This window comes from Streptomyces pacificus (assembly GCF_011766325.1).
GTDB lineage: Bacteria > Actinomycetota > Actinomycetes > Streptomycetales > Streptomycetaceae > Streptomyces > Streptomyces pacificus.
Genome location: NZ_BLLG01000007.1, coordinates 62,650 through 82,490 on the forward strand (window position 1 = coordinate 62,650; position 19,841 = coordinate 82,490).

The window sequence follows — 19,841 nt, forward strand, 5'->3', positions numbered from 1 at the left end:
CAGTTAGGTCTCCCCGGACGGCCAGCGAATTGTCGGCGGACGTCCGTCAGCCGCCGCGCGGGGCGTCGATTAGGCTCGGCCGTATGGCCGACGCGACGTACAAGCTGATCCTCCTCCGCCACGGCGAGAGCGAGTGGAACGCGAAGAACCTGTTCACCGGGTGGGTGGACGTCAACCTCACCGAGAAGGGCGAGAAAGAGGCCGTCCGGGGCGGCGAACTGCTCGAGGACGCCGGTCTGCTCCCCGACGTGGTGCACACCTCGCTCCAGAAGCGAGCCATCCGCACCGCCCAGCTCGCGCTGGAGGCCGCGGACCGCCACTGGATCCCGGTACACCGCTCCTGGCGCCTGAACGAGCGCCACTACGGCGCCCTGCAGGGCAAGGACAAGGCCCAGACGCTCGCGGAGTTCGGCCAGGAGCAGTTCATGCTGTGGCGGCGCTCCTACGACGTGCCGCCGCCGCCGATCGACGACGACAACGAGTTCTCCCAGGCGCACGACGCCCGCTACGCGGCGATTCCCCCGGAGCTGCGCCCGCGCACGGAGTGCCTCAAGGACGTCGGCGCCCGGATGCTGCCGTACTGGTACGACGCCGTCGTCCCCGACCTGCTGACCGGTCGCACGGTCCTCGTCGCCGCCCACGGAAACAGCCTGCGTGCCCTGGTCAAGCACCTGGACGGCGTCTCCGACGCAGACATCGCGGCCCTGAACATCCCCACGGGCATCCCGCTCGCCTACGACCTGGACGCCGACTTCAAGCCGGTCAACCCTGGCGGCACCTACCTCGACCCGGAGGCCGCCGCGGCGGCGATCGAAGCGGTCAGGAACCAGGGCAGGAAGAAGTAGTCTTCCCTCCCCGGGCCCCCTGTCTGCGATCTTCTCGCCGGTAGGGGGCCTGCTGCTGTGCCCGGGGCGTCCCCGGGCCGTCGGACTCGGGTGATGCGGCGCGTCGGTCGGACACCCACCCGGAAGGCGCACACGGGTAGCGGATGCCGGGCCCTGCGGGGCGGACATCCGCTCTCTTTGACAGGTCCCCGTAGCGGGAGCACCCTGGAAATGCCCTTAATGTCCGATGAGTTCTCCATGGTCGGAGGTGCAGGGGAATGCGTCGCAGGATCGTAGCCGCCTTGTCGGCAGGGGTCGCGGGGCTCGCACTCGGTGTGATGCCGGCGACAGGGTCGTACGCCGCGAGCCAGGTCACAGCTGACCGTGGCTGTTCCGATTGGAGGGGCGGGGGCTGCGGTCACTACGACAACCACCGCGACTACCGGCACCACGATCGGTACTACGACAACGGGTACTACGACAACGGGTACTACGACAACGGGTACTACGACAACGGGTACTACGACAACGGGTACTACGACAACCGTTACTACCACGACGGGTACGAAGGCGGGGGGTACTCAGGCGATCGGTACCACCACGACGGCTCCTACAGGAGCTTCCACGCCTGGTGACCGCCGTCGCAGGGCAGGCGGGCGGGGTAGCGAGCGCGAGCAGCGCCGCAGGAAGCGCCGCCGCGGCGGGGGTGTTCGGTGCCGGCGTGCCTGCATGACGGTGCGCCTGGCGATGATCACACCGGACAACGTGGAGGCCGCACTGCGGATCCGGGTACGACCGGAGCAGCAGAGGCACGTCGGGCCGGTCGCGGTTTCACTCCCGCCGGGTCAGTCCACACCCCGAGCTGTGCGCTTCCCGAGCCGTGCCCCTCGGGACTCGTGCGCCTCCGGGACCGGGGTGGCCGCCCCGCGAGACCGGGGCCTGCGCGGGAGGCAGGAGGCCGTACCCGACTCAATCCCCGGCTGGGCCCGGGCCGTTGCCTCATCCCGTGCGGTCTGTGCCGGCTACGCGATCCTTGCTGCCCCGTTCCCGGTCGCCTTCCCCCCGCCCCGCCCCTCCCTCTTCCCCTGCCCGGACGGGCCGACTACGCGCCCTCGACCCGCGTTTCCGGCTGGATCTCGTCCGCGTGCTCACCGGTGACCAGGTAGACGACTCGTTTGGCCACGGCGACCGCGTGGTCGGCGTACCGCTCGTAGTAGCGCCCGAGCAGGGTGACATCGACCGCGGTCTCGATGCCGTGCTTCCAGCGGTCGTCGATCAGGTGGGTGAAGAGCGTGCGGTGCAGCAGGTCCATCTCGTCGTCGTCGTTCTCCAGCTGGAGCGCCAGGTCGACGTCCTTGGTGATGATGACCTCGGCGGCCTTCGCCATCAGGCGCTGCGCGAGCTGCCCCATCTCCAGGATGGTCGCGTGCAGGTCTTGCGGTACCGCCGAGTCCGGGAAGCGCAGCCGGGCCAGCTTGGCCACGTGCTGGGCCAGGTCGCCGGAGCGTTCGAGGTCCGCGCTCATCCGCAGCGAGGTCACCACGATGCGGAGGTCCGTCGCGACCGGCTGCTGGCGGGCCAGCAGGGCTATCGCCCGGGCCTCGAGGTCGTGCTGCAGGTCGTCGACCTTCTGGTCCGCGGCGATCACGCTCTCCGCGAGCTTGAGATCGGCGTCGAGCATGGCCGTGGTGGCGCGCCCGATCGCCGAGCCGACCAGCCTGGCCATCTCGACGAGACCCTCGCCGATGGAGTCCAGTTCCTCGTGGTACGCGTCCCGCATGGGGCTCCCTCTCTTGGATGCGTCAGGGGTCCGGGTGGGGCTGAACCCCCACGCTCCCACGTTCCGTCCCCAACGCGTCCGGATCCACCTTCCCAGGTGAACCGATCCCTTCCCCCTGGTGAACTCTGAGCGACGACTGTTCGAGCCGCCACTCGGATGGCTGGGAGAGCCTTGCCGAGCGTGCATAACCTGGATGCATGGACGTGAACGCGGCGGTCGCCGCATTGGCCGCGATCGCCGGGGTCTGCACCGGCGTGATCGCCATGCTGGCGTTCCGCTGGAGCGAGCGCGACCAGGCAAGACCCACCCGAAGCTCCCTGCACACGGACGCCGTGCTGCCGCCCGGAGTGGACACCGTGCTCTCCGTGCTGCGCTCGTCGGCGGTCGTCCTCGACGAGAGCGACTCCGTCGTCAAGGCCAGCTCGGCCGCCTATGCACTGGGGCTGGTCAGAGGCGGGAAACTGGCGGTCGACCCCATGCTGCGCATGGCCCGCGACACCCGCCGCGACGGCGAGATACGGCAAGTCGAACTCGACCTGCCGCGGCGCGGCACCGGACGCGGGGAGGCCCTGGCAGTCTCCGCCCGGGTCGCCCCGCTCGGCTCGCGTCTGGTACTGCTCCTCGTCGAGGACCTGACCGAGGCCCGGCGCATAGAAGCGGTACGGCGTGACTTCGTGGCCAATGTGAGCCATGAGCTCAAGACCCCGGTCGGCGCGCTCTCGCTGCTCTCCGAAGCCGTCATGGACGCCTCCGACGACCCCGGTGCCGTCACCCGCTTCGCGGGCCGGATGCAGATCGAGGCGACCCGGCTCACCAACCTCGTACAGGAGCTGATCGACCTCTCCCGGGTGCAGAACGACGACCCGCTGGAGGACGCCGAGCCCGTACGTGTGGACGAACTGGTGGCCGAGGCCATCGACCGGTCCCGCCACGCGGCGTCGACCAAGCAGATCACCATGGCCGTCGGCAGCACCGCCGCGGCCGACGGCTCCGGTACCGCCGGTCTGCACGTGTGGGGTCATCGCGGGCAGCTGGCGGCGGCTCTCGGCAATCTCGTCGAGAACGCGGTCAACTACTCCCCGGCCCGTACCCGCGTCGGAATCGCTGCGCGCCGCGTCACGGCACCCGGCGGGGACCAGATCGAGATCGCCGTGACCGACCAGGGCATCGGCATCTCCGAGAAGGACCGCGAGCGGATCTTCGAACGCTTCTACCGCGTCGACCCCGCCCGCTCCCGTGCGACCGGCGGCACCGGCCTGGGCCTGGCCATCGTCAAGCACGTGGCCGCCTCGCACGACGGGGAGGTCACGGTGTGGAGCACCGAGGGCCAGGGGTCCACCTTCACCCTGCGGTTGCCGGAGGCCGGCTCGGTCAGGGACCGTGGCCGGGTCCGGAGCGGCGACCAGGCCGGCCATGGACCGCGGGACTCCGATCCGGCTTCCGACTCCCCTTCCGACTCCGCTTCCGACTCCGCCCCAGACCCCGACCGAGACCCCGACCGAGACCGCGACCCGGGTCCTGATTCCGGCCCCGGTCCTGGCTCCGGATCCGGCTCTGGCCGCGGGGCCGCGTTCCGTCACCGCGGAGACCCCGGTGCCGAGGCGGGCCACCAGCCGGAGCCGGGCCCCGACTTCCCCTACGGTCCTGATCCTCGGACCACCCCACGCGAACCACTGCCTGCCCCGGAGGTCCTTCCGTGACCCGAGTGCTTGTCGTCGAGGACGAGGAATCCTTCAGCGACGCTCTTTCCTACATGCTCCGCAAAGAGGGCTTCGAGGTCGCCGTCGCGACCACCGGGCCCGAGGGGCTCGACGAGTTCGAGCGCAACGGGGCCGACCTCGTCCTGCTCGACCTGATGCTGCCCGGACTGCCCGGTACGGAGGTCTGCCGTCAGCTGCGTGGCCGGTCCAACGTCCCAGTGATCATGGTCACGGCCAAGGACAGCGAGATCGACAAGGTCGTCGGCCTGGAGATAGGAGCCGACGACTACGTGACGAAGCCGTTCTCCTCGCGGGAGCTGGTCGCCCGCATCCGCGCGGTGCTGCGCCGCCGCGGGGAGCCCGAGGAGGTCGCGCCGGTGGCCCTTGAGGCCGGACCGGTGCGGATGGACGTCGACCGCCATGTCGTCACGGTGTCGGGCGGGAAGGTCGACCTTCCGCTGAAGGAGTTCGATCTCCTGGAGATGCTCCTGCGCAACGCGGGTCGCGTCCTGACCCGGATGCAGCTGATCGACCGGGTCTGGGGGGCGGACTACGTCGGCGACACCAAGACCCTCGACGTGCACGTCAAACGCCTCCGGGCCAAGATCGAACCCGATCCGGGCGCCCCGCGCTATCTGGTGACCGTGCGTGGTCTGGGCTACAAGTTCGAACCGTAGACAGGGTTCCGGCTGCGGACAGGCGCCGCCGCCCGCGGAGCGGCTTCGAACCCCGGTCGCGCCGAGCACACCCGAAAGCGGCCCCGCCAGGTGATCCCGGAGGGGCCGCTTTCGTCTGACGGTGCGGCAGGGAGGGCGGCGCCCGGCGGACCGGTACCAGGACGCCGTACGCGCGGGCTTAACGTCGCGCGGCGGGCGCACGCCGTGCCCGGCCGGAGGCGTCAGTGGCCCGCGCCCTGGGACGCGGACGCGGAGCCCGACGGGGCCGGCTCGCCACCGCTCTCGGCCTCGTCGCCGTGTCCGCCGTCCTCGGCCGTGGCGGAGCCCGTCGGGCTGGCGGTCGGGGCCTCGGGCAGGTTGGACGGCCCGAAGTCCCGGTAGAAGCCGGCGGCGGCGACGACGAACGCGTCGATCGGGACATCGCCGGTCTCGCTGAAGCGGAACACGATCCGCTGGACGTCGCCGAGACCGCCGGCCTGGCTGCTGTCCTCGATGATGCCCGAGGGGTTGCCCTGGCCCCCCAGGACGACCGAACCGCCGGGAGCGACGGTGATCGCTCCGGAACCGGCGGCGGGGGACAGCTTGACCTCGGTCTGGCTGCCCGGGAGGCTCACGGAGTCCAGCGTCTGCTCCTCGGTGCCGTCGTTGAACAGCGTCGCCGACACCGCGGCCTCGCCCTGGACGCCGGACTGCGGTGCGATCACCGTCGCGTTCTGGATCTTGATGTCGCCCACCGAGGTCTCGGCGTTGTCCGGCCTGACGCCGAGCGTCTGCGCGTTGTTGCCCGCGGCGCATGCGGAGAGTGAAGCGAGCGGGATCAGGAGGGCGGTGGCGGCGAGGGCGCCGCGTCGAAGGCTGCTGCTCACGGCGGCGGCATCTCCTAGGACGTACGGACGGGTGAAGATCGGTCAGCGGGCTTAGGCTACCGACCCCTCGTCGGCGCCCCGCACCCGACCCGCCCCGCGTCCCGGTTGTCCCGGCTACCTCAGACTCGCCGTACACCCGGCCTGCCCTGCGCTGCCCTGCCCTGCGCTGCCCTGCCCCGGCCCGCGCCCGGCCCGACCGGCCCCGCGCGCGCCCGACGTGACCCGGGCTGCCCCGCCCCGCGCCCGGGTCGTCCGGCCCGTCCCGCGCCGGGGGGCCGAGGCGCCCCCGGCGCGGGACGAGGGGGTTCCTGGTGTGTCCTGGTCCAGGGTCGGGCCCGGCGCCCCAGGGTGCTCCGCACACTCATGGCCCCTTCACGCCCGTGTCAGCGCCCCCAGCGCCCCCAGCGCCTCCAGCGCCCGCCGGTGTCCGTCAGCGCCCCCTCTTCTCGGCGCCCCTCACGTCCCCAAGTCCCCTCAAGCAAGTCCCCAAGTCCCCCCAAGTCCCTGCACGCCCCCCAGCGCCCTCCGGTGGCCGGATGCGAACCCCCTTGCCCGGCCGGATGTGATCGGCCGTTCGGATAAGCCGTCGTGATCAATTCCGGGGTCCTGTGCATTCCCCCGGAAAGCCGCCTCGGCCGGCGGGGGCCTTCGGCCCTCCCCGGAGGTCAATTCGCGATTCCTTCTCCGGCATCCCGCCGGACGGGTGACCGAGCCTCGAACGGAGTAGGCGAAGTAGACTGTTCAGAACCCGGCAAATCGGGATTTTCGCCCACTTCGGTGGGGGTTGTGAGGCGCGTAACGCCCGGGTTTCCAGGCATCGCTGCAGCCGCTCCGACCTGCGAATACCCTGATCCGGGCGCTGCCCGCAGCACGTTCGTGTTGCTGTTGTCAAGCCCCGAGATATGCCCTGACCTGCGAAAACGCCATTCAGAAGAAGCGGTTCTCGTGTTACCCTGGATAGCCACGGAAGGGGTACCTGTCACATGACGTTCAAGGTTGGCGACACCGTGGTCTATCCCCATCACGGGGCCGCGCTGATCGAGGCCATCGAAACTCGCCAGATCAAAGGCGTGGACAAGACCTACTTGGTGCTCAAGGTCGCCCAGGGCGACTTGACGGTTCGTGTGCCGGCGGACAATGCGGACCTCGTTGGCGTGCGCGATGTGGTCGGTCAAGACGGACTGGACCGGGTCTTCGACGTGCTGCGCGCGCCGTACGCCGAGGAGCCGACGAACTGGTCCCGTCGCTACAAGGCAAATCTCGAGAAGCTTGCATCCGGCGACGTCATCAAGGTCGCCGAAGTGGTGCGTGACCTGTGGCGCCGCGAGCGGGAGCGCGGCCTCTCCGCCGGTGAGAAGCGCATGCTGGCCAAGGCCCGCCAGATCCTGGTGAGCGAGCTGGCTCTCGCGGAGAACACCAACGAGGACAAGGCCGAGGCACTGCTCGACGAGGTCCTGGCGTCCTGACGCGTGTCCCGCTGTGAAGCGGGGTCCGAGGCCGGTCGCACGGCACCGGGCCCGTTCCACACCGGGCCGTTCTACGGTGCGGAACCGCATGCGGTGGTGCCCGCTGACCCAGCCGGAAGGTTGTGTCGCCGGGCGCCGCGGCGTGTTCATCGTACGGCGGCGCGTTCATCGCACCGCTGGGAGTTCCTCACCATGCCGCCATGCCGTCCCCCGCTGTGTGTCCCCGACCGCTCGCTGCGTTGTTCCCCGTGCTCCCGGCCGCCCTCCCGGTGTGCCGCGCCGGGCGGACCGCCCGCTCGACCGGTTGTCACGGAAGGGTCCGGTCGAGGGCGCCGCGCCCGGCGGTCCCCGGCCCTCGGCCGGGGGTACGCCCAGGCCATACCCATCTCGGCCGAGGGAACAAACCTGGCCATGTCAAATCTCCCCGGGCGTGCCGAAAACGGGGCCCTCCTCTCCGGCTTCCGGCGGCTTCCGGTGGATTCCCGCGATTGATCTCCGGAGTGGAACCGATGTCAGAACAGACGCGCGCGGGTCGCACCGCCGCGGTGATTCCCGCTGCCGGCCGGGGCGTACGGCTCGGGCCCGGTGCGCCCAAGGCGCTCCGGGCGCTGGGCGGCACCCCCATGCTGATCCACGCGGTGCGTGCCATGGCCGCTTCGCGCGCCGTCTCGCTCGTCGTCGTGGTGGCCCCGCAGGACGGCGCCCCCGAGGTGAAGAACCTCCTCGACGCGCACTCCCTGCCCGAACGGACCGACTATCTGGTCGTGCCGGGCGGCGACACCCGCCAGCAGTCCGTTCACGCAGGCCTCGAGGCCCTGCCCGGGACCATCGGCACCGTCCTCGTCCACGACGCGGCCCGCCCGCTCGTGCCCGTCGACACCGTGGACGCCGTGATCGCGGCGGTCCGCGACGGGGCACCCGCGGTCGTCCCCGCCCTGTCGCTCGCCGACACCGTCAAGGAGGTCGAGCCGGGGGAGAAGGGCCTGCCCGAGCCCGTCGTCGCCACACCCGAGCGCGCCAGGCTGCGGGCGGTGCAGACACCGCAGGGCTTCGACCGCGACACGCTCCTGCGCGCCCACCGGACCGTCGCCGTCTCCGGTGACGGCGCCACCGACGACGCGGGGATGGTCGAGCGCCTCGGTACCCCGGTCGTGGTGGTGCCGGGCCACGAGGAGGCGTTCAAGGTGACCCGTCCGATCGACCTGGTCCTCGCCGAGGCCGTGCTCGCCCGCAGGAGGGCCAACGATGGCTTCTGACCCGTCCGCCCCGCCCCGGCCACCGGCCGCGCAGCCGCCCCTGCTGCCGCTCGTGGGCATCGGCACCGACGTCCACGCCTTCGAGCGCGGCCGCGAACTGTGGTGCGCGGGACTCCTCTGGGAGGACTCCGGCGGCTGGGGCCTCGCCGGCCACTCCGACGGGGACGTGGCCGCCCACGCCGCCTGCGACGCCCTGTTCTCCGCCGCCGGCGTGGGCGATCTCGGTGCGCACTTCGGCACCGGCAGGCCCGAGTGGTCCGGCGCCTCCGGCGTCACCCTGCTCGCCGAGGCGGCCAGGATCGTGCGCGCCGAGGGCTTCGACATCGGCAATGTCGCGGTCCAGGTCATCGGCGTACGCCCTAAGATCGGCAGGCGCCGCGACGAGGCGCGGAAGGCACTGAGCGCCGCGGTCGGCGCACCGGTCTCCGTATCGGGCACGACGACCGACGGCCTCGGGTTGACCGGCAGGGCCGAAGGACTGGCCGCGGTCGCCACGGCACTCGTCTTCCGCGCGTCCTGAGTGGTATCGGACGCCCGTCCGGGTAGGGACCGGCCGAGGCGGAGACGCCACCTCCGTTCCCGGCAGGCCGGTAGACGCGGTCGTGGCGTCGACGAAACCCCGCGCACGCACCCCAGCGTGCCGAAGCCCTGGAGGTCCGCACTGTGAACGCCGTACTCAGCGAGCAGCTCAAGGAGATCCTCGACGGCCCCGTGTTCGTCGATCTCGCCACCATCCAGCCCGACGGCAGCCCCCAGGTGTCCCCCGTGTGGGTCAAACGCGACGGCGACGAACTGCTGATGTCCACGACCCTCGGCCGCCGCAAGGAGCGCAACCTCCGGCGCGACCCGCGTGCGAGCGTGGTCGTACAGCCCTTCGACGCGCCGTACGTCTACGCCGAGGTCCGCGGCACCGTCACCATCAGCGAGGAGGGCGGGCAGGAGCTGATCGACGAGCTGTCGGTGAAATACACCGGCAAGCGGTACGCGGAGTTCAACCCGGAGGCGGGCCGGGACGCACCGCGCGTGGTGGTCAGGCTCACCCCGCGGAAGATCGTCGGCGGGCTCTGACCGCATCGGCCGTTGAGGCGCCGGCCCCCGGGCCGCGGAGTATCGGCCGGGGGGACGGCGGCCCGGGCGCCGTGGCGCGCGGGCCGCGACGCGCCTCGCCGGCCGCATCGGGTGCCCTTGTTTCCGCAAGGGCGCGGGCGCACCGCCACCGGACCACTACTCTTGACGCGTGACTATTCGGCTGTACGACACCAGCGCCCGGCAGATCCGCGACTTCGTCCCGCTCGTGCCGGGCTGTGTCTCGATCTACCTCTGCGGCGCGACCGTGCAGTCCGCCCCGCACATCGGGCACATCAGGTCCGGACTCAACTTCGACATCATGCGCCGCTGGTTCGCGTACCGCGGCTACGACGTCACATTCGTCCGCAATGTGACGGACATCGACGACAAGATCATCACCAAGTCCGCCGAGCAGGGGCGCCCCTGGTGGGCCATCGGGTACGAGAACGAGCGCGCGTTCTCCACGGGCTACCACGCCCTCGGCTGCCTGCCCCCCACCTACGAGCCGCGTGCCACCGGCCACATCCCCGAGATGATCGAGATGATGCGCGGTCTGATCGAGCGCGGCCACGCCTACGAGGCCGACGGCAACGTCTACTTCGACGTGCGCTCCTTCCCGGACTACCTCGGACTCTCCCACCAGGACATCGACGATCTGCGCCAGCCGTCCGGAGAGAACGAGACCGGCAAGCGCGACCCGCGCGACTTCGCCATGTGGAAGGCGGAGCGTCCCGGCGAGCCGTCCTGGGAGACCCCGTGGGGACCCGGACGGCCCGGATGGCACCTCGAGTGCTCGGCCATGGCCCACAAGTACCTGGGCTCCGCGTTCGACATCCACGGCGGCGGACTCGACCTGGTCTTCCCCCACCACGAGAACGAGATCGCGCAGGCCAGGGCCTTCGGCGACGACTTCGCCTCCTTCTGGGTGCACAACGCCTGGGTGACCATGAGCGGCGAGAAGATGGCGAAGTCGCTCGGCAACTCGGTCCTGGTGAGCGAGATGGTGGCGAAGTGGCGGCCCGTCGTGCTGCGCTACTACCTGGGGACCCCGCACTACCGCTCGATGATCGAGTACAGCGAGGAGGCCCTGCGTGAGGCCGAGTCGGCTTTCGCGCGGATCGAGGGCTTCGTCCAGCGGGTCACCGAGAAGGCGGGGAGGACGGTGGCGCCCGCCGCCGAGGTGCCGCAGGACTTCGCCGAAGCCATGGACGACGACCTGGGTGTCCCGCAGGCGCTCGCGATCATCCACACCACCGTCCGCCAGGGCAACTCGGCCCTGGCCGCCGACGACAAGGAGGAGGCCGTCGCCCGGCTCGCCGAGGTGCGCGCCATGCTCGGCGTCCTCGGCCTCGACCCGCTCGATCCGCATTGGGCGGGCGGGGCCGACCGCGGCGAGGACCTGCACGGCGTGGTCGACTCCCTCGTCGGGCTGGTGCTCCAGCAGCGCGAGTCCGCGCGGGCCCGCAAGGACTGGGCCACCGCGGACGCGATCCGTGACCGGCTCAACCAGTCCGGGCTGGCCGTCGAGGACGGTCCCGATGGCCCCCGCTGGTCACTCGCGCCCCGCTGACCAGCGAAAGTGTGCCGTCCGGCCGTCCGGACGGCACACTTTCCCTCGTACGTACACACGCACAGTCGGATCCCGGACGGCAGCGTCCGGGGCCCGTGGGCATTCAGGGAAACAGGTAGTCATGGCCGGGAACAGCCAGCGCAGGAACCGCCGCACGTCCAACAAGAAGGGCGCGACGGTCGGCAGCGGTGGCAAGCGGCGCCGCTCCCTCGAGGGCAAGGGGCCGACCCCTCCGGCGTCCGCGCGCAAGGGCCATGTGAAGAACCGCATCGCCAACGCCAAGGCCAAGCAGGCCCAGCGCCGCCCCGTCGCCCGCCGCGGCGGCAAGGGGTCGTCCGAGATGGTCGTCGGCCGCAACCCCGTCTTCGAGGCGCTGCGCGACGGCGTCCCCGCGACGACCCTGTACGTCCAGCAGTTCATCGACAACGACGAGCGGGTGCGCGAGGCGCTGCACCTCGCCGGGCAGCGCGGCACCGTCAACCTGATGGAGGCGCCGCGCGCCGAGCTGGACCGGATGACGAACGGTCTCCACCACCAGGGCCTGGTCCTGCAGGTCCCGCCGTACGAGTACGCCCACCCCGAGGACCTCGCGGCCGCCGCCATCGACGACGGCGAGGACCCGCTGATCGTCGCCCTCGACGGCGTCACCGATCCGCGCAACCTGGGCGCGGTCGTCCGCTCCGTCGCGGCGTTCGGCGGCCACGGCGTGGTCGTACCGGAGCGCCGCGCCGCCGGGATGACCGCCGGCGCCTGGAAGACCTCGGCGGGTACCGCCGCCCGTACCCCGGTCGCCCGGGCCACCAATCTGACCAGGGCCCTGGAGGCCTACCGGAAGGCCGGCATCACCGTGGTCGGCCTGGCCGCGGACGGCGAGGTCGAGGTCGGGGAGCTGGAGGCCCTCGACGGCCCGGTCGTCATCGTGGTCGGCAGCGAGGGCAAGGGCCTGTCCCGACTGGTCGGCGAGACCTGCGACTTCCGCGTCCGGATTCCCATGCCGGGCGGCGCGGAGTCCCTCAACGCCGGCGTCGCGGCGGGCGTGGTGCTCTACGAGGCGGTGCGCCGCCGGGGCTGACGCAGAAGGGCGGCGCCTCCGATTCTCGGGGCCCGGGGTCCCCGGGGGCTTCCTCGTACGCCGGGGGCCTGCCTCGGACGCGTTCCGCACGGCGGGCGCCGGGCCCCTCGGAGCAGTAACGATCTTGACGGGTCTCGGACATTCCGGGGCCGTCAAGGCAGTGTCCTAAGCACAGGTCACTCGGTTAGATGAGTGTGGACACCAGAACGCCCAGGCCCGGGTTCGACGATCAGCTCCCCCTGAACACCCCCAAGGTGGACTGCGACCCGGCGCAGGTCATCGTGAACCACGCCAGCTTCCGGGTGAAGCTCGGCCCGAGTCAGACCAGGCGCCCCGTCAGGGGGATGGCCGACACCACCAGGTTCCCCGCCCTCGGCGGTGCCGGTGCGCGTACCGTGGCGCGGCGGCGGGCACCCGTCGTATGGAGCGGGAAGTCGGCTCCCGGGGACCCCGCGGCGTCGGGGCTGCTGCAGGCAGTGCGCAGCGCGGGAGCCGTCACCCGCCCCCCACACGGACACGACGGCCGTCCCGCGTTCGACGGCCCTCCCGGCTTCGACGCCGCCCGGGGCCTCGACGGCGGGCGGGGTCTCGGCGCCGGCGGCGCCACGCAGCTCATCCCCCGCGTCGCCGTGGACGCCACCCCTGACACCCTGCCCACGCCCGTCATCGGCGCCCAGCGCCGGGAGCCGCTGCTGCCCCCGATGCGGCCGGCGGAGGGCGCGTACGACGCCTACGAGCCGTACCACCGGGAGGCGGAGGAGGAGACCGGCTCCGCGCGGTACGACGGGCCCCGCGGCCAGGGGGCCGCGATCGCCGCGATCGCGCCGCCCGGCGGTGTACGGCACGCCTACTACCCCGGCCGCCGGATGAACCTCGGCGTCGTCCTGCTCCCGCTCCGCGTCTTCCTCGGCTTCATCTCGATCTACGCGGGCATGGGCAAGCTCTGCGACCCGGTCTACTTCGACGGCGGCGAGCGCGGCTCCATGATCAAGTGGCTGTCGTCCCTGGAACCCTGGGCCGTCGCCGAGCCGCTGCGCGACTTCGCCCTCGCCTACCCCGTCGGTGCGGGGCTCACCGTCGCGTTCCTCCAGGTCGTCGTCGGTGTGCTGACCGTTCTCGGCCTCTGGCAGCGAGCCGCGGCCGTCGTCGGTGCGTCGCTGTCCGCCGCGCTGATCATGACCGTGAGCTGGCGGACCGCGCCGGTGTACGACGCGCCGGACATCATGAACCTCGCGGCGTGGTCCCCGCTCGTCATCGCCGGCGCACCGGTCTACTCCGTCGACGGCCGCCTCGCGGGCGAGGCCTGGCGCACCCTCGGCCCCCGCTCCGAACTCTGGGAGCTGCGCCGCCGGGTGCTGCGGCGCGGCGGGATGGTCGCCGCCGTGGTCGTCGGTATGACGCTGCTGGTCGGCTCCGTGCTGGGGGGTGCGGTCCGCTCCACGGAGCTGGTGACCGTGCCCGGCCCGGACGTCGACCCGACCAACCACCTGCCGGGAACCGCCCTCCCCAGCGAGGCCGGCCGGCGCAGCAGCCCGGCCCCTGAGACCGAACCGGCCGCCGAGCCCGCCAGGAGCGAGTCGGGCACCCCCGCCGCAGAGCGCGCCGAGCCGTCCGAGGCGGCCACCGGCACCGGCACTGGAGCCGTGGACGAGACGGGCCGGCCGAGCGAGTCCCGGGGCACCGACGGACAGCAGGCCCCCGCCCGGTCCGAGCCGGTGAACCCGCCGTCCAGCAGCTCGGGCCCCTCCTCGTCAGGGACCGGCGACCCGGGTGCCACGGGCAGTGGTGCGGGGGACGGTACGGGCGGGCCGGTCGGCGGCTCCGGTGGCGGAGGCGGCAGCGCCGGTGCGGGTGGCGGCAACAGCGCCGGCAGCGGCAGTAGCGGGGGCAGCGGAGGCGGCACCGGTGGCAACCGGAACCCCATCGGCGGCCTTCTCGGCTAGGCGTGTTGCTGCGGGACCCGAGGGGCCCCGCAGGTCCGCCACCCGCCGGCGGAGCAGGCCCGGTCCGCGCGTCGGGTGCGCGACGTCCTCCGCGCGGCGCGGCGGCGGGGTGCGGCCCCGCGGTGGAGGGAGCAGGAGCACGGGGGCGCGCGGCGGACTGCCCGCGGCCCGCGCTGCGGCGGGGGAGCAGGCAGCGCCGTACGCCGGGCCCGCAGGGCTCCTGAGCCCGGCGGGCCCGACGTGCGGCGCGCCGGGCCGCGGCGCTCCGCGCGGGGGAGAGTGGACGGGCGGGCGGGCGGACGGGCGCTCAGCGGCTCCGGGAGGCGAGTTCCCTCGCTGCCTCGGTGAGGTCCTTTGCCGTGTCGATCGCCCGCCAGTACGCCCCCTGCGGCAGGGGAAACCCGGCCAGTGAGCGCTCTCGCGCCAGCCGGGGGAACGTGGTCCGCTCATGGTCGCCCCGGTCGGGCAGCAGATCGGTGAAGGCCGACGAGAACACGTACACGCCCGCGTTGATCAGATAGGGCGACGGCGGCGACTCGATGAAGTCGAGGACATGGCCGAACTCGTCCGTCTCCACCGCACCCCACGGGATGCGAGGGCGGGCCAGTGCCAGCGTGGCGACGGCGTCGCGCTCGGCGTGGAACCCGGCCATCTCACGCAGCGAGAAGCTGGTCCAGATGTCGCCGTTGGTGGCGTACCACGGCTCGTCCGGGCGGGGGAGGCCCTTCGCGGCGTACTTCAGGCCGCCGCCCCGGCCCAGGGGCTCCGCCTCCACCACGGTCGTGACGCGCAGCGGGAGAACGGTGGAGCCGAGCCAGTCCTGCAGGACTTCGGCGAGGTGCCCGCACGAGACGACCGCGTGCGTCACGCCCTCGGCAGCCAGCCAGGAGAGCTGGTGGCCGATGATCGGGATCCCGGTTCCGGGGATCTCGACCATCGGCTTGGGGCGGTCGTCGGTGTACGGGCGCAGCCGGGAGCCCTGGCCGCCCGCCAGGACCACGGCCTGGGTCGGAAGGGTCTGCATAGGGGCACGATATGCCGTGCCGTGCCCCGCTCACGAGCCCTTCCGCCCTGCCCGTGCGGCTGCTGCGGGTCCGGCGGGCCTGAACGGCACCGGACCGCTCCCGGTCTGTCGCTCCCGGTCTATCGCTCCCGGTCTGTCGCTTTCGGCGGGTGGGGCCGGGTGGCGCAGGGCAGGACCGGGGACGCAGACGGCCTCAGGCGCCCTGTGCCTGCTGCGAGACGCCGGCCGCGAAGGAGGTGTCGCAGACGGGGCGGGAGAACGACTGGGCGCGTGTGGGCCCGTAGCGGGCGACGGCGGCGCGGCCCAGGTCGCGGGCGATCGTCATGCAGTGCCGCGCCAGTGAGGGACGGCTCTCGACCGCGCGCTGGAGGTTGGTGAGCGCGACCCCCGGGTCCTTCTGCTGCAGGTCCGCGAGGAGCTTCTCGCGAAGGACCTCGTGCGGGGCACGGGGAGTGGCGCGGACCGACACGTTCTCCGAGGACGCGGTGAGCATCTGGGATTCGGTGCTGCGGTTCGCCCAGGGGACGCTGGTGACCGCCAGAGTGCCGGAGAGCACCAGGACGACGGGCAGGACGAGAGCGAGGGTACGGCCGATACGGCGGGCTGCTGTCTGGGTCACGCAGGCGAGCGTAGCGGCCAGTAGCGACGTAAAGACATTTAGTCACCCCCGTGAGGGATGGTTCGAGGGAATTATTCGAATCGCCGGTTGACGCCGGTGTGTGAATTGCCCGGTTTGGCGGGGTTTTTGACGGCATATGGGGGCGGCCCCTCTCCTGCCGGTGCAGTCGAGGGGCCGCCGCTGTGCGCTGCCGTACGTCAGTCGCTCAGGCGCTCGCCCGTGGAGGTCGAGAAGACGTGGGTCTCGCCCGGCCGCGGCACCACGTGCAGCTCCGAGCCCTTCCGCGGGACGGACCGGCCGTTGACCCGGACCACCAGGTCCTTGTGCCGGCCGCCGACCTCGGCGGTGCCGTACACATAGCCGTCGGCGCCCAGCTCCTCGACGACGTTCACCATCACGGCGAGGCCCGCCGGCGCGTCCTCGGCGTCCTTGGAGAGCGCCCCGGTCGCACCGCCGTTCAGCTCCACCACGTCGAAGTGCTCGGGGCGCACGCCGACGGTGACGGTGCGGTCGCCGCGGTCCGCGGCCGCCGACAGTGCCTCCCGGCCCACCGGAACGACGCTGTTGCCGAACTTCACGCCGCCGTCGGTGATCGGCACCTCGACCAGGTTCATGGCCGGGGAGCCGATGAAGCCGGCGACGAAGAGGTTCGCCGGGCGGTCGTACATATTGCGCGGCGAGTCGACCTGCTGCAGCAGGCCGTCCTTGAGCACGGCGACCCGGTCGCCCATCGTCATGGCCTCGACCTGGTCGTGCGTCACATACACCGTGGTGATCCCCAGGCGGCGCTGGAGGCTCGCGATCTGTGTGCGGGTCGAGACGCGGAGCTTGGCGTCGAGGTTCGACAGCGGCTCGTCCATGAGGAACACCTGCGGCTCGCGCACGATGGCCCGGCCCATCGCCACCCGCTGCCGCTGGCCGCCGGACAGCGCCTTCGGCTTGCGGTCCAGGTACTCGGTCAGGTCGAGGATCTTCGCGGCCTCCTCGACCTTCTGCCGGATGTCGGCCTTCTTGACGCCGGCGATCTTGAGGGCGAAGCCCATGTTGTCGGCGACGGTCATATGCGGGTAGAGCGCGTAGTTCTGGAACACCATGGCGATGTCCCGGTCCTTCGGCGGCAGGTGGGTGACATCGCGGTCACCGATGCGGATCGCTCCGCCGTTGACGTCCTCGAGCCCGGCGAGCATCCGCAGCGAGGTCGACTTGCCGCAGCCGGAGGGGCCCACGAGGACGAGGAACTCGCCGTCCGCGATCTCGATGTCGAGACCGTCGACTGCGGGCTTGGTGGAGCCCGGGTAGAGCCGGGTCGCCTTGTCGAACGTGACAGTGGCCATGGTGATGCGTCCCTTCACCGGCAGGAACGTGCCGGACGATCCGAGTAAAGGAAGGATGGGTCTGGTCCACCGAAGTGGACTCTCGGTGACGCTACCCCGGGGCGGCGGTTCTGTCAGCAGTCGCGAGCGGCGGGATTCGCGGCGGGCAGGGGCGCGGATCCGGTTAGACTCGTGCGCAGTGCCTCCTTAGCTCAGTTGGCCAGAGCAACGCACTTGTAATGCGTAGGTCGTCGGTTCGAATCCGACAGGGGGCTCCAGAGAAGTCCTGGTCACCTAGCCCGTGACCAGGGCTTTTTCTTATGCACTGGCCGTGCGGGGTCGGAACGCGATGATCTTCGCGCCCTCATGTGAGGCCGACGTGAGGCCATCCTGCTCGTTCGCCTGCTCGACCGCCCGCTGCTGGGGCAGGCGAGCGCTTCCGCGCGGGACCATGGCGGCGGTTGCCTCGGCGGCCTCGGCGGCGGCCTTGGGCATGACCGACTGATAGATGTCTCGCGTGATCCGGCTGTCACTGTGGCCGAGGGTCTCGGACACGATCTTGACGTCGACGCCGGCGGCGAGCATGAGCGAGGCGGCGACGTGCCGCAGGTCGTGCAGCCGGATCGGCGGCAGTCCGGAGAGGTCGACGAGCCGCTCGAACTGGTCGGTCAGCCACCCGGGGTGAATCCGGTCGCCGTCCTCTTGGGTGAACATCCGGCCCGACTCGATCCACGCGGGCCCCCACTGGCAGCGCTCGGCAGCCTGCTTGGTCCGGTGTGCGTCGAGCACCTCGGCGGTGTACTCGTCGATCGAGAACACGCGCTCGCCGCTGTCGGTCTTGGGCAGGCTCTCTATGACCTCCCATCCATCCTGTACGAGTTGAGTGGCAACGGTCATCGTGCGACTCGGTGCCGAGTAGTCGGCCCACCGGACGCCGCACGCCTCGCCGCGGCGCAGACCCCGGAACGTGATCAGGTGGAACAGCGGCAGCAGTCGGTGTTTCGTCTCGGCGAGGTAGTCGAGGAACTGCCCGGCCTGCTCCGGGGTCCACACCATGACCGCCGAGGGCCGCTCGCCGGTCCGCACCCATGCCTCGACCCGCTCGGGCGTCCAGACCATCGCTTTGGGTCGCTTGGCCGGAGTGAGCTCGATGTATGAGGCGGGGTTGAAGGTGATCGCCCCGCGCGCGATGGCGGTGTTCAGCGCGGCCCGCAGCGTGTCGCGGATGTGCTTCTGAGTCGACGGTCCGGTGATGCGGCGGAACGGCGGCATCGCGTCTATGGCGTCCTTGAGGAACTTCCTTCGGCCTCGGTTCTCGATCCCCTTCCACGGGATCGTTTTCAGCTCGTCGAGCGCGGCGCGGCGTTGCACGTTCGCTTCGTGAATGTCGGCGTTGGTCTCGGCGATGCCGGCGAACATCTCGTCGAGGTGCTGCACCGTGAGGCGGTCGAGGCGGATGTGCCCGATCCGGGGTTTCAGGTGGCACCTGATGTCGACCTCGTACCGGGTTTCTCCGCTCTTGCGGAGTGCCTTCTTTCCGGCGAGTTACACGTCGAGCCACTCGGCGACCGTCATGTGCTGAGTCAGAGACTGCCGGTCGCGAAACGGCGCTTCGTCTCGTCGTAATCGGGGATGTCCTCGCCGCTCGCGGACACGGTTTCGAGCAGGTCGGCGAGGCGGCGGCGGCCGTCGGGGTCCGACTTCTTGTCGGCGATGTCGAGCAGCGCGGCAAGCGCGGTGATGTCGGTCTGCGCGTCCGTCTTGGTCTTGTACCCGCTGCGCCGGAAGCGGCGCCGGGTGCCGTCCTCGCGGGGCGGCAGTTCCTGAACCAGGCTCCACACACCGTGTGTTCGCTGGGTCAGCTTCTTGCACGCTGCGCCGAGCTGCTTGTCGGTCTGCGGGTCGCGGCATCCGCAGCGCTTGGTGATCGTTCCGTTCATCTAGTCGTTCTCCTCGGGTGTGACTGAGTTGGGGGCGTCGAGCATGTCGAGCCCCCGCATGTCCTCGACCAGGTGGTGCGGTAGGGCGGGGACCTTGAGCCCTGCGCGCACCATGTCGTCGATGTGGCGGGCGAGTTCTTCGAGGCGGTGCACAAAGTCGGTCTCGGCGTCGGGATCACCTCCCCTCGCTTGGTTGGCCTCGGTGCGGAGACAGGCCCTGCGGACGATCGCGAGGCGCCGCTCGAACTCGGGGTACAGCGAAGCCGGATACGCCGCCGTAGCCCACGCTGCGGCCCATGTCTGGCCCGTTCCGGCGATCCGCCGGGAGTCGGTGACGTACCGCCCGTCGAGGGGCCCGTCGAGCTTCGGTGTCGTCTCGCCGGTCATCCACTGCCACACCGTGTAGGGGCCGCGCGCATCGGCGGCCGGGACGGTGGGCACGGTCTCCTCGCTCCCGAGGGGGAGCAACAGGAGCAGAGGGGGAGTGGCGAGGGCCAGGCCGAGCACGAGCAGGTCGTCGACGGTCACCGGACGGCGTTTCTTGCCCGCGGCGCCTGATCGACCGGTCTCGATGCTGACGATCACGGCGTACGTGATGTCGGGGCGCCCGAGGCGGGCACACTCGGCGGCGAGGTCGTTTCGGTTCATGCCGAGGCGTTCGCGGTGCCGGCGGATCTGTGCGGCGACGACGTCGCCCACTGTCTGGTGACTGTGCATATTGCA

The 19,841-nt window shown here is 71.4% G+C and carries 19 protein-coding genes and 1 tRNA gene; 12 read left to right on the forward strand and 8 right to left on the reverse strand.

The features are described 5' to 3' along the window. Positions 1-83 precede the first annotated feature (83 nt). Entirely contained in the window at positions 84-845 is a 762-nt protein-coding gene (locus SCWH03_RS14145) for a phosphoglyceromutase (RefSeq protein ID WP_173264587.1), read from the forward strand. 257 nt (positions 846-1,102) lie between these two features. Beyond that, complete coding sequence (locus SCWH03_RS29035; RefSeq protein ID WP_173264588.1) at positions 1,103-1,459, forward strand: hypothetical protein; 357 nt, start codon at positions 1,103-1,105, stop codon at positions 1,457-1,459. A gap of 467 nt (positions 1,460-1,926) precedes the next feature. Here SCWH03_RS29035 and phoU read toward each other — a convergent pair whose 3' ends face one another. Next, complete coding sequence (phoU, locus tag SCWH03_RS14155; RefSeq protein ID WP_173264589.1) at positions 1,927-2,604, reverse strand: phosphate signaling complex protein PhoU; 678 nt, start codon at positions 2,602-2,604, stop codon at positions 1,927-1,929. Positions 2,605-2,801: 197 nt separating this feature from the next. Between phoU and SCWH03_RS14160 the strand changes: the two genes are divergently transcribed. Together SCWH03_RS14160 and phoP are read left to right on the forward strand one after the other, a co-directional pair. Continuing rightward, positions 2,802-4,304 carry a sensor histidine kinase gene (locus SCWH03_RS14160; protein WP_173264590.1) on the forward strand — a complete coding sequence of 501 codons (1,503 nt, stop codon included), beginning with the start codon at positions 2,802-2,804 and terminating at the stop codon, positions 4,302-4,304. A gap of 5 nt (positions 4,305-4,309) precedes the next feature. Next, positions 4,310-4,981 (forward strand): two-component system response regulator PhoP, encoded by a 672-nt coding sequence (phoP, locus tag SCWH03_RS14165; RefSeq protein ID WP_503827451.1) that lies wholly within the window; start codon positions 4,310-4,312, stop codon positions 4,979-4,981. A 221-nt stretch (positions 4,982-5,202) separates the two neighbouring features. On the opposite strand, the gene SCWH03_RS14170 is transcribed toward phoP, so the two are convergent. Then, positions 5,203-5,847, reverse strand: a complete 645-nt coding sequence (locus SCWH03_RS14170) for a DUF461 domain-containing protein (RefSeq protein ID WP_173264592.1) — start codon at positions 5,845-5,847, stop codon at positions 5,203-5,205. A 983-nt stretch (positions 5,848-6,830) separates the two neighbouring features. On the opposite strand from SCWH03_RS14170, the gene SCWH03_RS14175 reads away from it, so the two are divergent. The 7 genes from SCWH03_RS14175 (at position 6,831) to SCWH03_RS14205 (ending at position 14,222) form a co-directional block, all read left to right on the forward strand. Then, complete coding sequence (locus SCWH03_RS14175; protein ID WP_017945956.1) at positions 6,831-7,313, forward strand: CarD family transcriptional regulator; 483 nt, start codon at positions 6,831-6,833, stop codon at positions 7,311-7,313. A gap of 509 nt (positions 7,314-7,822) precedes the next feature. After that, a complete protein-coding gene (ispD, locus tag SCWH03_RS14180) occupies positions 7,823-8,569 on the forward strand; it encodes a 2-C-methyl-D-erythritol 4-phosphate cytidylyltransferase (protein WP_173264593.1) in 747 nt (248 codons plus the stop codon). After that, positions 8,559-9,089 (forward strand): 2-C-methyl-D-erythritol 2,4-cyclodiphosphate synthase, encoded by a 531-nt coding sequence (gene ispF, locus SCWH03_RS14185; RefSeq protein WP_173264594.1) that lies wholly within the window; start codon positions 8,559-8,561, stop codon positions 9,087-9,089. The genes ispD and ispF overlap by 11 nt, the downstream gene beginning before the upstream one ends. Before the next feature lie 143 nt (positions 9,090-9,232). After that, complete coding sequence (locus SCWH03_RS14190; protein WP_173264595.1) at positions 9,233-9,637, forward strand: PPOX class F420-dependent oxidoreductase; 405 nt, start codon at positions 9,233-9,235, stop codon at positions 9,635-9,637. A 169-nt stretch (positions 9,638-9,806) separates the two neighbouring features. After that, positions 9,807-11,207 carry a cysteine--tRNA ligase gene (gene cysS / locus SCWH03_RS14195; RefSeq protein WP_173264596.1) on the forward strand — a complete coding sequence of 467 codons (1,401 nt, stop codon included), beginning with the start codon at positions 9,807-9,809 and terminating at the stop codon, positions 11,205-11,207. A gap of 121 nt (positions 11,208-11,328) precedes the next feature. Beyond that, positions 11,329-12,279 (forward strand): 23S rRNA (guanosine(2251)-2'-O)-methyltransferase RlmB, encoded by a 951-nt coding sequence (gene rlmB / locus SCWH03_RS14200; protein ID WP_173264597.1) that lies wholly within the window; start codon positions 11,329-11,331, stop codon positions 12,277-12,279. 188 nt (positions 12,280-12,467) lie between these two features. Then, positions 12,468-14,222, forward strand: a complete 1,755-nt coding sequence (locus tag SCWH03_RS14205) for a DoxX family membrane protein (RefSeq protein ID WP_173264598.1) — start codon at positions 12,468-12,470, stop codon at positions 14,220-14,222. Between the two features lie 307 nt (positions 14,223-14,529). Here SCWH03_RS14205 and SCWH03_RS14210 read toward each other — a convergent pair whose 3' ends face one another. The 3 genes from SCWH03_RS14210 to SCWH03_RS14220 form a co-directional block, all read right to left on the reverse strand. Further along, a complete protein-coding gene (locus SCWH03_RS14210; protein WP_173264599.1) occupies positions 14,530-15,246 on the reverse strand; it encodes a nucleotidyltransferase family protein in 717 nt (238 codons plus the stop codon). 193 nt (positions 15,247-15,439) lie between these two features. Then, positions 15,440-15,865: a hypothetical protein gene (locus SCWH03_RS14215; RefSeq protein ID WP_173264600.1), complete on the reverse strand. Its 426-nt coding sequence runs from the start codon at positions 15,863-15,865 to the stop codon at positions 15,440-15,442. 197 nt (positions 15,866-16,062) lie between these two features. Further along, positions 16,063-17,199, reverse strand: coding sequence for an ABC transporter ATP-binding protein (locus SCWH03_RS14220; protein WP_173264601.1), 1,137 nt, complete (start codon positions 17,197-17,199; stop codon positions 16,063-16,065). Between the two features lie 180 nt (positions 17,200-17,379). Here SCWH03_RS14220 and SCWH03_RS14225 point away from each other — a divergent pair. Next, positions 17,380-17,456: transfer RNA gene (locus tag SCWH03_RS14225), tRNA-Thr, on the forward strand. 40 nt (positions 17,457-17,496) lie between these two features. Here SCWH03_RS14225 and SCWH03_RS14230 read toward each other — a convergent pair. From SCWH03_RS14230 to SCWH03_RS14235, 3 genes are all read right to left on the reverse strand, one after another. Further along, positions 17,497-18,615 carry a site-specific integrase gene (locus SCWH03_RS14230; protein WP_254076756.1) on the reverse strand — a complete coding sequence of 373 codons (1,119 nt, stop codon included), beginning with the start codon at positions 18,613-18,615 and terminating at the stop codon, positions 17,497-17,499. A 146-nt stretch (positions 18,616-18,761) separates the two neighbouring features. Next, positions 18,762-19,118: a hypothetical protein gene (locus tag SCWH03_RS29045; RefSeq protein ID WP_254076757.1), complete on the reverse strand. Its 357-nt coding sequence runs from the start codon at positions 19,116-19,118 to the stop codon at positions 18,762-18,764. Beyond that, positions 19,119-19,835 (reverse strand): hypothetical protein, encoded by a 717-nt coding sequence (locus SCWH03_RS14235; protein ID WP_173264602.1) that lies wholly within the window; start codon positions 19,833-19,835, stop codon positions 19,119-19,121. Positions 19,836-19,841 lie beyond the last annotated feature (6 nt).